The sequence below is a fragment of the Orenia sp. genome, from assembly GCF_055140805.1.
This window is the reverse complement of the sequence record NZ_JBSQYM010000068.1, coordinates 1-15,246: the sequence shown is the minus strand read 5'-3', so window position 1 is coordinate 15,246 and position 15,246 is coordinate 1. Positions and strand designations below refer to the sequence as shown.

Below are 15,246 nucleotides of genomic sequence, written 5' to 3'. Positions count from 1 at the left end.
AGATGTGTATAAGAGACAGTAAATATCCTTACTTAAATGGAAATGTTGATTATGTTGTGAAAGATAGAGGAAATTATTTCAAGGAAGGTATAACTTGGAGTAACATATCAAACAAATTTTCTACTAGGTATTCTTCTAAAGGTTTTATGTTTGACCAAAAAGGATCAATGTGTTTTCCACTTGAAGAAGATATTTATACTTTAAGTGGTTTTTTTAACTCTGAAGTAGCAAATCATTTTTTAAATGTATTATCTGCTACATTGGACTATAACAAAGGTGATATAATACAACTTCCATATGAAAAGAAGGCTGTTGATAATAATCAGATTCTAAAAGAAAAAATAGATAAACTAGTTCAACAAAACATCCAAATCTCCAAAAACGATTGGGACTCCTTCGAAACCTCATGGGACTTCCAACGTCACCCCTTATTAACCCATAAAGGTGAGGCCACAACTATCGAAGCAGCCTTTAAGAATTGGGCAGACTTTGCAAAAAATCAGTTCTATCAACTCAAGGAGAATGAAGAAGAGTTGAACCGTATCTTTATCGAAATCTATGGATTAGAGGATGAGTTAACTGCAGAGGTTGACGAGAAAGATGTAACCGTACGAAAGGCAGATAGAAAGAGGGAGATTAAGAGCTTTATCTCCTATGCTGTTGGTTGTATGTTAGGTAGATATTCATTGGATGAAGCAGGACTAGCTTATGCAGGGGGAGACTTTGACCAGAGTAAGTATTCTACTTTCCCAGCTGATGAAAATGGGATCATTCCAATTACTAAGGATGAATACTTTGATGATGATATAGTAGGAAGATTTATCGAGTTCTTGAAGGTGTGCTTTGGTGAAGAGAATCTAGAGAAGAATCTTGATTATATCGCTAATACCTTGAAGAAGAGTAATAAGGATTCAAGAGAGACTTTAAGGGATTACTTCTTGACTAAATCTAAGTTCTATAAAGACCATTGTAGGAAATATAATAAACGACCAATCTATTGGTTATTCCAAAGCGATAGTCGAGGGAAAGCCTTTAATGCTTTAGTTTATATGCACCGTTACAATAAAGGAACGGTAGCTAAGGTTAGAGTGGATTACCTCCATGAGTTGCAGAAGAGGATGGAAGCTGAAAAGAAACGATTACAGGATTTGATTGAAGCCGATGTATCAGCTAGTGAAACAGCCAAAGCTAAGAAGAAGGTTAGGGAGATAGAGAGTGACCTCTTGGAGTTGAGAGAATATGATGAGACCTTAAACCATGTAGCCAATCAGCAGATTGAGCTAGATTTAGATGATGGAGTTAAGGAGAATTATCCTAAGTTTGGGGATGTGTTGGCGAAAATATAATCCTTTTATAGCTACGGGTTTCAACCCGTAGCTAAATAGGATATACCATAGAATAGGATACCACGGGTTAAAACCCGTGGGTAAGGGTGAGATATGAATAAACAAGATAATAGCCACAGGTTTTAACCTGTGGCGGTTGTTATGGTGTGATGTGACGTAATGATGTAGTGTAATAACATAGCTACGGGTTTCAACCCGTAGCTAAACGAAACATATCATTGGAACGTCACAAAAACATATATACATCATGGAATCGAGGATACCACGGGTTAAAACCCGTGGCTCATGGTATATCGTATGTATTAATCAATCAAATCAGGATAATATAAAACCCATATAAATCTAAGCCACAGGTTTCAACCTGTGGTGTATAGTATGGTAAATATGAGGTGATTATATGGGGAGAATTTATAGTGAATTATATATCCACCTGATTTGGTCAACTAAAATGAAAGAAGCAATGATAACAGGGAATTTTGAACAGATAATTTATAATAAAATTGAGGAGAAGTGTGAGAAATATAATTTTCAAAAATTGGCTATCGGAAACACTTGTGACCATATTCATTCTTTAATCAGGGTTAATCCAAATCAAAGAATTTCAGAGTTTGTAAAAGAGGTAAAAGGAGCAACATCTTTTATCATAAATAAAGAAACAGATGCAAATTTATATTGGCAGAATGGTTATGGGGTTTTGAGTGTGAGTAAATATGGGGTCAACAAAGTTAAAAATTATATATTAAATCAAAAAGAACACCATAGGTCAAAAGATAATTTAATAGATGTATTAGAGAAATATTAGCCACAGGTTTCAACCTGTGGTGATGTGGTGGATGTATCATAAATAATATTAGCCACAGGTTTCAACCTGTGGTATGATGATGTACCGGTTGTTATGGTGTAATGTGGTGTTATGTAATATCATAGCTACGGGTTTAAACCCGTAGCTAAATGGAAGAAGGTGACAGCTATGAATTTAACAGAAATAAAAAAAGTTCTAGTAGAAAAATTTAATCAAGAGTTGCAGCAAGGAGAGAAGAGACATATTATCTTTTGGTATGATAATAATGGTGATTTTGTAGAAGAGATAGATGGGCTAGATTTAGAAGGTGTAAAAATATGGGAGTTGACTGAAGATAATAATTTTGAAACGAAATATCAATTAGAAGTAGTAGATACAGAAAATAATTATTTAATCTACTCTAGTCATCCCCGACTACCAAAAAGAGAAGATTGGTTATTGGATATTCTGCTTTATTCTGATGAATTTTCAGCCGATAAATTGATGATAGATATGAAAGAACTTGGTATAGAAGGTAACTCATTACGTTATAAATTTAAAGATTATAAAAAATTCTTTAATAGTAAAAAGCGACATGCTAGACTTAAGAGTTACGGTATAGGAGATTACACAGCAGAAAAGTTAGATGTGGCAATTTTATCGGCTTTATGCAATTTAAAAGCTCCTAGCTTAGAGAATGCAGTTAAGGAGATATTAATGGACTCCTTAGATAGTCAAGAGAATAAATATTTAAAGAAGTTTCAAAGCTTTGGTGATGAAGAGAGCTTTTGGCTGTTGGTAGAGGAGAGATATGGTTACATAGCAGAGAATAAAACTTTAGAGGGACTAATGAAGTCATTCTTGATAACTAATCTAGAACATAACTTGCAAAGAGAATTACCTGCTAAGTGGACAACTTATCTATCTAATAAAGAGACTGAAGCTATAGTCTTTATCGACCATTGGATGAATCATAGCCAAGATGCTTTAAAGTATGATGAACTTACTACTATAATTGAAGATGAATTAGAGCTAAATACTCATCTGCAAAAATGGGATATTAAAGAGTATTTAGGTTGTGATACTTTTAAGAGTTTTGATTTAGCTATCATTAATAAGCTGATGAATAATCTATTAAATGACCTTGATGAGTTTAACTATTATCAAGAAGTTATTGAGACTAGAAGGACTAAGCATTGGTATAGTAAATTTAAAGATATCTATGAAGCTATTTATTGGGCTATAGAAATTTTTAAATATCAGAGTAAATATAATAGGGTTATCAAAAGGGATAGTGCCTATGATATGTTTAATAAATATCAGACCGAGTACTATTTAATTGATAGTGCTTATCGTAAATTTTATTTAGCTTATGATAATATTACAGATAAAGATATTATAATTGAGCTTAGGGATAGAGTAGAAAATCTTTATAAGAACTGGTACTTACATCAACTATCTATCAAATGGTCTGATACCATCGACAGAAAATTAGCTAATAACTGGCAAATTGATGGATTAAAGCAACAGCGTGATTTTTATAATGATTTTATTAGAAATACAGTTATTAAAGGAGAGCGAGTTTTTGTTATTATCTCTGATGCTTTGCGATATGAAGCAGCAGCAGAGTTTTCAAAAAGACTCAATACAGAGGTAAAAGGTGCTACAGACTTATATGCTACGCAAGGAGTAGTACCCTCTTATACTAAATTAGGTATGGCAACTTTATTGCCTAATAATAGATTAGAGTTTAATGATAAAGGCGATATACTGGTGGATGGAATCAGCTCTAAAGGACGAGATAATAGGCAGAAAATATTACAAAGTTATTTAGAGGAATCAGTAGTTACAACCTATGAAGAAGTAAGCCAAATGAAACGCAAAGAACTACGAACACTCTGTTCTGGTAAGAAACTAGTTTATATCTATCATAATTCCATTGATGCTAAAGGTGATAACAGTTCTACAGAGTTAGAAGTCTTTAAGGCTGTTGAGGACACCTTTGAGGAGTTGGATTCACTTGTTAAAACTCTAAAGAATGGAGTAAGTGCAGCACATATCTATATTACAGCAGATCATGGATTTATTTATAGAAGAGATAAATTAGAAGTTAGTGACAAGACTGAGAAGATGAATATAGATGCTAAAGAGATAAAGAGAAGGGTCATTATCAGTAAAGAAGATAGTAATATAGACGGAATCCTTAGTATAGATTTAAGTTATATCTTTGGAGATGATAGTAATTTGAAAGCAATTGTACCTCGTGGAGTAAATAGATTTAAACTACAAGGTGCAGGACAGAACTTCGTCCATGGAGGAGCAGCCTTACAAGAGATAGTTATACCAGTAATAAAGTTTAAGAATGATAGAAGTAAGAATAGTGAAAATGAATCAGCTAAGGTTGAAGTGAAATTGACTAATATTAGTCGTAAGGTTACTAATAATATCTTTTATCTAGAGTTTTTCCAAACAGAAAAAGTAGAGGATAAATTGATACCTAGAAGATTAAGACTTTACTTTGAAGATGAAGCTGAGACTAAGATATCTAATGAGAATATCATTATTGCTGATAGTAAATCAGATAATCCCCAAGAACGGAGTTTTAAAGAGAAGTTTACCTTAAGAAATTTAGATTATCAGCGGGATAAGAATTATTATTTAGTATTGATTGATGAAGAAGATGATGAACTTTATGAAAAGATTAGTTTTAGGATAAGTTTATTGTAATTTAATCAAATAATTTATAGCTACAGATTAAACTCTGTGGCTATTTCTAGTATTTTCATCAAAATTTAAAAAGAAAATAAAAGTTTATATTAAATTATTTAATTGGACTCTCGAGTAAAAGAGGTGGATATCAAAGTAGCCTGTGATGTGACCAATCCCCTATATGGTGTAAATGGAGCAGCATATATTTATGGTCCACAAAAAGGTGCAGATGCTAGGATGGTAAAAGAGTTAGACGATAATTTATACCATTTTGCAACTGTTGTTGCTAGGGAAACTAATAAGCAGGTTCAGGAGCAGCAGGTGGGCTGGATTAGTTGCTTTTCTTGGTGCTCAACTTAAAAGTGGGATAGAGATAGCTCTAGAGGCTAATAACTTTGAAGATAAGTTGGAAGGGGTAGATTTAGTTATAACTGGGGAAGGACAATTATAGATAAGCAGACTATTAATGGTAAGGTCCCAATTGGAGTAGCAAGAGCAGCTAAAAAGTATAATATACCTGTAATAGCCATTGCAGGTAATGTATCTGATGATATAGATAAAGAATTAGAGCAGGAGATAGATGCTATCTTCAGTGCTAATCAACAGTTACGCTCCCTTGAAGAAGCAATGGAGAAAGCTCCAATCTGGTTGCAGATGATTAGTAGACAAATAATGAAACTCTTTAAAATGAAGTTTTAAAGATTATGGCTATTTAGGAGGAGAATAAACTTTAGAATAGAAATATTAAACAAGAGTGTACCAAAATTGGATTGTTCATTGATATAGAACAGAGGTATTAGATTTAAGTGATTGGTGTATAAGAGTTATAAAAAAATAAATCGAGGTGAAGTTAATGAATAGATTAAATTGGGCTATATTAGGACCAGGTACAATTGCCAAAGAGTTTGCCAAGGCATTAAATCAGGTAGAGGGAAGAATCTATGCTGTTGGATCTAGAAAATTAACAAGAGCTGAAGAGTTTGCTAAAGAATATGGAGTTGAAAAGGCATATGGCGATTATAGTCAAATGTTAAAAGACGATAAGATTGATGTGGTTTATATTTCAACACCCCATAGTAATCATTATGAGTACATAATAAAAAGTTTAAGAAATGGTAAGCATGTCTTATGTGAAAAGGCAATTACAGTTAATTATCAGCAATTGAGTGATATCCTTGAGTTAGCACAAAAGAAGAATCTTGTTGTAGCAGAGGCAATGACAATTTATCATATGCCATTATATAAAAAGTTACGAGAAATTATTGATGCTGGTAAGATCGGTAAGGTTAAAATGTTGCAGGTCTCCTTTGGTAGTTGTAAAGAGTATGATATCAATAATCGCTTTTTTAATAAAGATTTGGCTGGTGGTGCTTTGCTTGATATTGGAACCTATGCTTTATCCTTTGCTCGTTTCTTTCTATCTAGTCAACCACAAGAGATATTAACTACTGTCAAGGAGTTTGAAACAGGGGTTGATGAGCAATCTGCTATTATTTTAAAAAATAATGATGAGGAGTTGGCTGTTGTTAATTTGAGTATGCGTGCTAAGATGCCAAAACGTGGTGTTATTGGTGGAGAAAAAGGTTTTATTACAGTTGATAATTATCCACGAGCTGAAAAGGCAGTAATTACCTATACAGCAGATGGTAGCCAGGAAGTAATTGAAGTTGGTAAAACAGCTAAGGCATTGGAGTATGAAGTAGAGGATATGAGTGATTATATTATAAAACAAAGTAGTAAAGAGACCTTAGATTTATCAATTGATGTAATGGAGATTATGACAAAGGTTCGAGAAGAGTGGGGAATTACTTATCCCTTTGAATAGAGATTCTAAATTGTTAAATCACAGCATGGAGAAAGCATTTTAGGAGACTACTAATTTATATCAAAAAGCTATTGATGATTATTTTATTTATGATAAAATAAGAATAAATTTGATAATAACGGATTTGGTAGCAATGCTTTGGGATAAATAGCAATAAGGAGGTATTACTATGGGAGATGGAATTATGTCTCAAGAAGAGATTGATGCTTTAATTGAGCAGATGAAGAATCAAAGTTAATTGTTGTATTACCGAATTTAGCCGAGAAAGCCTCGCTTTTGTTAAAGGGCGGGGATGAATCGGCTATTTTAATTTTTAATCGACTTGAAAATTAAAATTATTTATAAAATACAATTCTTGAACATGAACCCCTTTTATGATATAATACAGTTAACAACTGATATAAAGGGGTTTTTAATTATGAATACCTATAAAAGTACAAGACACGCAAAGTTCCTTTTAAATTATCATTTTATATGGATACCTAAATACAGAAAACATATTTTAGATAATCCTGAAATTAAACAATTGACTTTAGATACTATTAATGAATTAGCTGATACACATAATTTTGAAGTATTGGCTACTGAAATAATGCCAGACCATATACACCTTTTTATATCAGCTTTGCCTAAGTATTCTCCTAGTAAGCTAATGAATATCATTAAAGGCACTACTGGAAGAAGAATATCAAAGCACTTTCCAAATTTGAATATTAAAGGTTCTGTATGGACTAGAGCATATTTTGTGGCTACTGCGGATAATTTTAACTCTAAGACAATAAAACAATATGTCGAAGAAAATACTAAATAATATAGTACAAGATTGAATTGCTATTTCCACGGAGAGTTTTTGTAAAAAACTCGTAGGGGTAATGTTAGTTCAGAAACTATTCAACACTATATTGAAAATCAAAGGTGATAATATGCAATTAACTTATGTTCTAGAGTTGCTAAAACCAACTAAAAGAAAACAAAATATATTCTTAAATAATATTGCAGAAGTAGTTAAGAATCGTCAATCTGTTGCTGACAAACTTAAAGTAGGAGAAACTAAGTTGAGTTCTGCTGACTTTAAAGAGATAAAACTACCTTCTGCTGTTAAGAATCAGAATATTAGAGAAGTGAAAGCACTCTATAAGTTGTTTTTAAAATCTGATTCTGATAAAGAGAATTTAGAATTTAAAGACAATCAGCCTATTTGTTATAATAATCAAAATTATAAAATTGATGGGTCTATAATCTCAATACCTCTTTATACTAGCAAGTGTCAAAGGTTCGCTTTCCCTGTTAAGCAGACTAAAAGGTTTGAAGAATTGCAACGATATATTGAGAATAGTTGCAAATTAGGTAAAGCTAGTCTGTTTTATAAAAGGGGTAAATGGTACTTTGCTGTAACAATTAAAATTTCTGATAAAGAAACCGCTAATTCTAATGTAATGGGAATTGATATAGGACTTCGACAATTAGCTGTTGCTAGTGTTAAAAATCCACAAGGCAAAGAGCTTAATCGTCAATTCCACAATGGCAAACAAGCTGGTTTTATCCGTAAAAAATATCGTTCGTTAAGAAGAAAACTAGGTCAATCTAAGAAGGTAAAAGCTATTAAAACTATTGATGACAAAGAGCAGAGATGGATGGTAGATTTAAACCATAAAATTAGTCGCCAACTTATTAATCTTGCTGTGCAAGAGCAAGTTGGGATTATAATTATGGAAAATCTAGATAATATCCGAAATACCCTACAGGTCGGAAAATCACGACCTTTCGTGAAAAAACATTCTACTAAAAGTCTTAATAGAGCAGGTTCTACCACGAAGAGTTCTTATAGAACTCGTAGGGATAGAAACCTTCATAGCTGGACTTTTTATCAACTTCAACAATTTATTGAATATAAAGCAACCTTAGCTGGGATTAAAGTGGAATATATAAATCCAAAGTACACTTCCCAGAGTTGTTCTAAATGTGCTAAAGTTAAAAAATCTAATCGTAAAGCTAATTTATACTCTTGTGAGTGTGGTAATCATATCCACTCTGATTTAAATGCAAGTCGTAATATAGCTAATAAATATTTAGCCTCCGTGTCTTAACAGACACTACGTAATAAAGTGCATTTGCAACAATCTGCTTAGATGGTAATAATCTAAGTGCCTAAGTGGCTATATGCCTATCTTAGGAGGGCTGATGGCACAGCCTAAAGTTTGCGTCATACTTGCCTACCAGAAATGGACTGGCATTTAATCAGCAGACAACCTCGTAAGTTCCTTTAAGGAATCCTCGTCCTTGTACTTTAAGGGCGGGGAGGATGTCAAAAAATAGTTAAACTGTACCTTGATTGGTATAGTTTATTTTTGAAGATGTAGTCAATTTTTAACTGGTCACTTATGACTAATTTAAAAAAGGGAAAAGATAACTTTTATCTAAATATAATATAAAATATATATTTAGGTAAAGAATAAAAAAGAAAGTGGAGGAGTAGAGTATGAAATTAAAATATGGAGAAGAAAAATTAACACTAAATCTAAAAAAATTAGGAGAAAAAGTAGAGACATTATTACCAAATGAAAAAGATGGTGTAACAGATCCTTTAGAAGCTGTTAAAGCTAGTTTAACTGACCCTATCAAATCTTTGCCCTTAGATAAACTAGTTAGGGAGAAGCAGCCTAAGAAAGTAGTCATAGTTGTTAATGATGTTAGTAGATTGACACCTTATGATTATATGTTACCACCATTATTAGAGAAGTTAGAAGAAGGTGGGATTGATAAAGAAGCAATTACCTTTATTATCGCTACAGGTATTCATGATCCTAATACTGAAGAGCAGAACAGGAAAATCTTTGGTGATGAGATAGTTGATAATTATCGCTTAATCTCTCATAATCCTGATAATAATTTAGTTGATTTAGGAAAGTTAAGCTCTGGAAATACTTTATTATTGAATAAGGAAGTTGTAGAGGCGGACTTTTTGATTACTACTGGAGTGATAACTGCTCATTATTTTGCAGGATTTTCAGGAGGGCGTAAATCAATCTTACCAGGAGTAGCAGGAAGAGATAGTATCCAAAGAAACCATGCCCATATGGTCAATTTACTTGGTAATTTGCCTAAAATAGAGGATAATCCTGTTAGTCTAGAGATGATTGAGGCAGCTAAAAAAGTTGGAGTAGATTTTATTTTGAATGTAGTAACAAATAGTAAAAAGGAGATAGTAGAGGTAGTAGCAGGTGATTTAGAAGCAGCTTGGTATCAAGGGGTTAAGACGTCTACTCAGATGTATCATGTGCCAATTAAGAAGAAGGCAGATGTAGCAATAGTCAGTGCAGGAGGCTATCCAAAGGATATTAATATTTATCAAGCCCAAAAGGCTTTAGATAATGCTGACTACGCTGTTAAAGGTGGTGGAACGATAGTACTTTTAGCAGAATGTCGAGCAGGTTTAGGGGAAGATGTCTTTAAAGAGTGGTTAAACACTGCCACAAGACCTGAAGACAATGTGAAAAGGATTAAAGAACGTTTTGTAATTGGAGGTCATAAGGCCTTTGCGATTAGTAAGGTAGTCTTAAGCAAGGAGTTCATCTTGATTTCTGAGTTTAACCAAGAGATAACAGAGTCCATGTTTGCTAAGAAGATGAATAATCTAGATGAGGTATTATCTTATCTAGAGGATAAATATAATAATAAGTATAGTGCTATTATTATGCCTCAAGGAGGTTTGACAGTGCCAGTTGTTGAAAGTTAAAAGTATATTGGTAGTTAATAATGAAAGGAGGAGTAAAATGGTTGAGTTAAAGAAGGTAGATGCCTTTTCTGCTGCAAGGATTTATGTATTGATGATATTACCCTTATTATTACTTGGACTTTTATTGAACTTGGCTATGATGTTAGCTGGTGCAGATATAAATCCTGTAGAGATATTATTGAGTTTTGTACAGATTATATTTATTTTTATTAGTACTTTTATAGGTGCTAAAATTTATAATTTTATTGTAGCTAGAGTCGGTGGTTTAGAGGCTGAACTAGTGAGCTTAGAATCAAAACTATCTGAAGGGAGGGTGGGAAGAATGATAGAGATTAAGAGCTTTGATATTAAATCAGTTGTAAAGGTTTATGGGGTCTTAGCAGCAGCTGTATCTTTAATATTTGCTATTTTTGCGTTAATTGCTGGGGTTTTAGCTAATGATATGGCTTTAGTAGGTCTTGCTATAGCTTCTCCATTTATTTATATTATTTTGGGAATGATATTAAGTGCTCTGATGGGATTGATCTATAATTTAGTTGCCAACAAGTTTGGTGGGGTTAAAATAGAGTTAGCAGAGAAGATTGAGGAAGATCCTATTGCTTAAATTTATTAAGAGGCTAATTAGACTATCCATAATGATAATATTTATAGGAACAGGTATTTTTGCTTATAACCTTTACCAGAGTGGAGAATTTAATGATTTTAATATCTCTAAATTACTAAGTTTCATCTAGCTTTTCTACTAATTCATTTTTAATAGTAGTAGTTAATTTAGTTCTAGTTTTTAAAACCATATTAACACCTCCATTTATATTATATCAATTCAATAATATAAATGGAGGTGCCATAATTTTATGGTACAATATAATTAAGTTGAAAGGAGGTGTAAATTGTGAATAAAACCTATATACTACCTATTGAACAGCAAAAATTAGCTCATAAGCTATCTAGATTAAGTGGTCGCATATACTCTAAGACTGTATCTATTATCTTTAAATTAAAGCAAAGTAAAGATATTTGGTTATCTAAAAATGATATGGAGAAGTTAATCAAACTATATGCTAGTAAATTTGATATGCACTCTCAATCTAAGCAAGGTGCAGTACAACAATACTATACTAATCTTAAAGGTTTCTTTAAATCTATGGATAAAGCTGATAATCCTAAACCACCATATCGCACTAGGAAATATAATAAGGTAATTTATAAAAAATCTGCTATTAAATTAAAAGATGGTGTGCTTAAATTATCTAATGGTAGAGGTACAGCACCATTAAGAATTAAGACTAAAAGTTTAAATCAAAGACCTAAGTATGCAGAAGTTATATATCATCATAAGGAAAAGGTCTATAAACTTCATATTGTAGTTAATGTTGAAAATGAACAGATAGACTATAATAATGACAAAACTCTAGCAGTTGACTTAGGTCAGATACACCCAATGGTAACTTTTGATGGAGAACAGAGTTTAATTTATAATGGTGGAAAACTCAACTCTTTTATTAGATTTAGAAATAGGGAGTTAGGAAAATTGCAAAATAAAATGTCTAAGTGTAAAAAATACTCTAATCGTTGGAATAAACTCAATCGTGGTAAAAAGAAACTTATGCTTAAAAGTAAAAATAAGATTAATGATGTCTTGCAAAAATATTCATCACATCTTATTTCCTACTGTATTAAGAATAAAGTTTCTACTATCGTGATTGGTGATATTAAAGGTATTAGAGAAAACATTAGTTTTGGTACTAAGAATAACCAAAAGTTGCACCAATGGGTATATAAACAACTAACAGATATAATAGAATATAAAGCTGAATCTGTTGGTATTAAAGTTGATTATCAAGAAGAAAGTTATACTAGTCAAACTTGCCCTAAGTGTAACAAAAGACATAAACCTACTAATAGAAACTATATATGTCAATGTGAATTTAAATATCATAGAGATTCAATTGGTGCTATTAATATTCACAGGAAGTATACTAGAGGTTCATTAGATAAATCCTCTAGGTTAGAAGGCGAATTGACCTCGCCCTATGGAGTAAGATATGATTCTAGCTCCATTAGTTGTTCTGTTGAATGGAATATTAGACCTTTCAGTCGGGATATTCCAGCGTAATATCAATAGAAAAGATAGTCTTGAACTATTAAGAATCCTCGTTCATGAACGTAGTGAATGGGCGGGGAGTATGTCAAAGAGATAACATTACTAGTAAAAGTGATCAAAGAAGGCTCAGTGAAGGATGGTCAAAGTACTTTGATGTAGATATTGCTGCCAATGAGGTCTATTGTTATGGTTGTTCTATTCAGATTGAGGGGATAAAGAGAATCAATCAAGATTGTAGAATTCGTAGTTGTACATTGGAGAAGGAATTAGATAATTGTACTAGTTGTAATCAATATCCTTGTACTCAAATATCAATTAAGCTGTTAGAATATAAGGTTGGAGATGAATTAAGTGAACAGATGCCCTTAGAAGATTATCAAGATTTTGTCAAACCCTATCAGAGCAAAAAGGTATTAGATGATTTAAGGAATAATTCAAAATCTAAGAAAAAGAAGAGGTTTGCTAGTGGAATAGGATGATTCTATCTATTAGAATAGCTAGTAAATTAGATCCAATATTATAAATAATTCAATAAAATCAATTCTTTGGCTAATTGTTAACCGATAGATAGAGTTAATCTAAAAGAGGAATTTGTCTAAAAATGTAGTATTTTATATGATAGGTGAACTAATAATTGAAACTTTAAATCTGATAGATGATTGATTTAGCAAGGGGTGAGACTAATAGATAAAGTATTTAATTATAGAGTCAGAGATGATAGTAGCAAGGTGTTATCAGGTTATCTTAATGCCAAAAACAGAGAAGTAGCCATTCGACGTTTAAGAAATCAAGGTTATTATGTGGTTGAGTTAGAAGAGCAGAAGAGGAGTTTATTTACTCTTAGTTGGGATTTTACTCTAAATAGATTTAAAAAGGTAGACTTAAGAGAGCTAGCAGTCTTTTTGCGGCAATTTGCTACTTTAATAGAGTCAGGAATACCCTTGGTTGTTGCTTTAAAGTTATTAGCAGAAGAGACAAATCACCCTAAAATGAGATTAGCCCTGATAAATATTAGAAAAAATGTAGAGCAAGGAATGTATCTGGCTGATGCTCTAAAGCAAGAGAAGGATACCTTTCCTGAAATATTGATTAAAATGGTAGCAACAGGTGAAGAGGTTGGAGCTTTGGCTTATGTCTTAGATGAGATGAGTGAATACTTTAGCAGGGAGAGGAAGTTTAAAAGAGAATTATTCTCTATTATCTCTTATCCAGCGATTATCTTGGTAATGACAATAGTAGTAGGACTATTTATCGTTACTAATATCTTACCTAAGTTTGCTAATCTTTTTGTTAAGATGAGATTAGACCCCCCTTTACTTACTAAGACCTTATTGATAGGAGGTACTTTTGTAGCAGAACATTGGTATTTATTGATACTCTCTTTTAATTTGATAATCTTAGCTTTAAACTGGTATTATCATCAGGATAAGGGTAGGCATAGGATTGATAGCTTATTATTAAAATTACCTATTATTGGAGCTTTGATTACAAAGATGGAGATTGCCCGCTTTACTAAGAGTTTAAGTCTATTATTTAAGAGTGGTATCCCTATCATACAGTCTTTAGATACTTTAAGTGGAAGTATCTACAATTCAGTTCTAGCCAAGGCGATTGAGGAAGCTAAGCAGGAGATTCAAAGTGGCAAGAGCTTGACAGCTACACTAAAGGACAACCCCCTCTTTTCTGGGATGGCACTTAAGATGCTAAGAACAGGGGAAGAGACTGGAAGGTTAGAGGAGATGTTAATTAGGATATCTAACTTTTATGAGGAAGACTTTAGAGAAAGTTTAGATGGGATCATGTCGATGGTAGAGCCTGCTCTAATTCTTTTGTTGGGACTGGTTATCATATTTATTGTTTTCTCTACAATGATGCCGATGTATCAAATGATTAATCAGGTTTAAGTGATAGCGATCAGTAAATTAATTTATATAGATAGTGGTGATTAATGGGAATGTTGTAATATTGTGATGTTTTTTCTTTGGTGGTTAGAAGTTAGAGGTTTAGGTAATTTCTAACTACCTAACCACCTGACTAGCTAATACCAAAGTTGTTGTAATATATCTCAATTGCAGTAACTTTTTTTAATAATATAAAATCTAATTTGCTTTATACAGAGATAAGGACAATTGTAGAATTAAGGAGGAATCGGATGTTAAAAAAAGAAGATGCTTTTACTTTAATAGAATTAATGATAGTGATTTCAGTTATAGGTATTCTAATTGGAATGGTAATACCTAATGGGGCCAAAGTCCAACAGAAGGCTGATGAGACTGTAATTAAGTACCACTTAAATCTTTTGGAGAACTTCAATCAAGCCTTAAAGGGAGAGTATGGTAGATATCCTAACTCAGTAAGAAGCAGGGCTATTCCTGATGTTCTCAGAGATTATGCTCCAGTAGATAGTAGCTATAAGTATGTTTCTGATAATCTAGATGATCAGAACTTCAATAATAATCCTACTGATGATTCTTTCGACTCTAGTAATTATATAATCTATTATGATTTAAAGGTTGGTGGTCAGTACTATTATATAGATGATCTAGATAAGAGGGTGAAAAGAAGTAAAGAAATACCGACTTTATCTAATTAACTATAAATGAGCAAAAATGATTACATTAATTCACATCTGCTATAATTAGGATGTTCATTCAGGCTAATATTATTTTATCTCCCTTTAGGGAAATCTTATGTTTTTAAAGTAGCCACAGTGTTTTAACCTGTGGCATCAAACAAGCATTAAAG

The 15,246-nt window shown here is 32.4% G+C and carries 15 protein-coding genes; all 15 read left to right on the top strand.

Annotation, left to right across the window (positions count from 1 at the left end):
• The coding region (gene pglX, locus ACTCDL_RS08345; protein ID WP_463175739.1) for a BREX-1 system adenine-specific DNA-methyltransferase PglX at nt 1-1,346 on the top strand (1,346 nt) is incomplete at its 5' end.
• A gap of 397 nt (nt 1,347-1,743) precedes the next feature.
• Nucleotides 1,744-2,148: an IS200/IS605 family transposase gene (gene tnpA / locus ACTCDL_RS08340; protein WP_463175737.1), complete on the top strand. Its 405-nt coding sequence runs from the start codon at nt 1,744-1,746 to the stop codon at nt 2,146-2,148.
• Between the two features lie 168 nt (nt 2,149-2,316).
• Nucleotides 2,317-4,854 carry a BREX-1 system phosphatase PglZ type A gene (pglZ, locus tag ACTCDL_RS08335; protein ID WP_463175736.1) on the top strand — a complete coding sequence of 846 codons (2,538 nt, stop codon included), beginning with the start codon at nt 2,317-2,319 and terminating at the stop codon, nt 4,852-4,854.
• 102 nt (nt 4,855-4,956) lie between these two features.
• Nucleotides 4,957-5,196 carry a glycerate kinase gene (locus ACTCDL_RS08330; protein WP_463175734.1) on the top strand — a complete coding sequence of 80 codons (240 nt, stop codon included), beginning with the start codon at nt 4,957-4,959 and terminating at the stop codon, nt 5,194-5,196.
• Nucleotides 5,117-5,287, top strand: coding sequence for a glycerate kinase (locus tag ACTCDL_RS08325; RefSeq protein ID WP_463175732.1), 171 nt, complete (start codon nt 5,117-5,119; stop codon nt 5,285-5,287). The genes ACTCDL_RS08330 and ACTCDL_RS08325 overlap by 80 nt, the downstream gene beginning before the upstream one ends.
• Nucleotides 5,281-5,535, top strand: coding sequence for a glycerate kinase (locus tag ACTCDL_RS08320; RefSeq protein WP_463175741.1), 255 nt, complete (start codon nt 5,281-5,283; stop codon nt 5,533-5,535). The genes ACTCDL_RS08325 and ACTCDL_RS08320 overlap by 7 nt, the downstream gene beginning before the upstream one ends.
• Before the next feature lie 154 nt (nt 5,536-5,689).
• Entirely contained in the window at nt 5,690-6,661 is a 972-nt protein-coding gene (locus ACTCDL_RS08315; protein ID WP_463175731.1) for a Gfo/Idh/MocA family protein, read from the top strand.
• 418 nt (nt 6,662-7,079) lie between these two features.
• Nucleotides 7,080-7,472: an IS200/IS605 family transposase gene (gene tnpA / locus ACTCDL_RS08310; protein ID WP_463175730.1), complete on the top strand. Its 393-nt coding sequence runs from the start codon at nt 7,080-7,082 to the stop codon at nt 7,470-7,472.
• Between the two features lie 91 nt (nt 7,473-7,563).
• Nucleotides 7,564-8,748: an RNA-guided endonuclease InsQ/TnpB family protein gene (locus ACTCDL_RS08305; protein ID WP_463175729.1), complete on the top strand. Its 1,185-nt coding sequence runs from the start codon at nt 7,564-7,566 to the stop codon at nt 8,746-8,748.
• Between the two features lie 392 nt (nt 8,749-9,140).
• A complete protein-coding gene (gene larAH6, locus ACTCDL_RS08300; RefSeq protein ID WP_463175727.1) occupies nt 9,141-10,397 on the top strand; it encodes a nickel-dependent malate racemase, LarAH6 family in 1,257 nt (418 codons plus the stop codon).
• A gap of 37 nt (nt 10,398-10,434) precedes the next feature.
• Nucleotides 10,435-11,001: a hypothetical protein gene (locus tag ACTCDL_RS08295; RefSeq protein ID WP_463175726.1), complete on the top strand. Its 567-nt coding sequence runs from the start codon at nt 10,435-10,437 to the stop codon at nt 10,999-11,001.
• A gap of 288 nt (nt 11,002-11,289) precedes the next feature.
• A complete protein-coding gene (locus ACTCDL_RS08290) occupies nt 11,290-12,513 on the top strand; it encodes an RNA-guided endonuclease InsQ/TnpB family protein (protein WP_463175724.1) in 1,224 nt (407 codons plus the stop codon).
• Between the two features lie 44 nt (nt 12,514-12,557).
• Complete coding sequence (locus ACTCDL_RS08285; RefSeq protein ID WP_463175722.1) at nt 12,558-12,980, top strand: DUF3795 domain-containing protein; 423 nt, start codon at nt 12,558-12,560, stop codon at nt 12,978-12,980.
• 195 nt (nt 12,981-13,175) lie between these two features.
• Complete coding sequence (locus ACTCDL_RS08280) at nt 13,176-14,405, top strand: type II secretion system F family protein (RefSeq protein WP_463175721.1); 1,230 nt, start codon at nt 13,176-13,178, stop codon at nt 14,403-14,405.
• Between the two features lie 248 nt (nt 14,406-14,653).
• Complete coding sequence (locus ACTCDL_RS08275) at nt 14,654-15,094, top strand: type II secretion system protein (protein WP_463175720.1); 441 nt, start codon at nt 14,654-14,656, stop codon at nt 15,092-15,094.
• Nucleotides 15,095-15,246 lie beyond the last annotated feature (152 nt).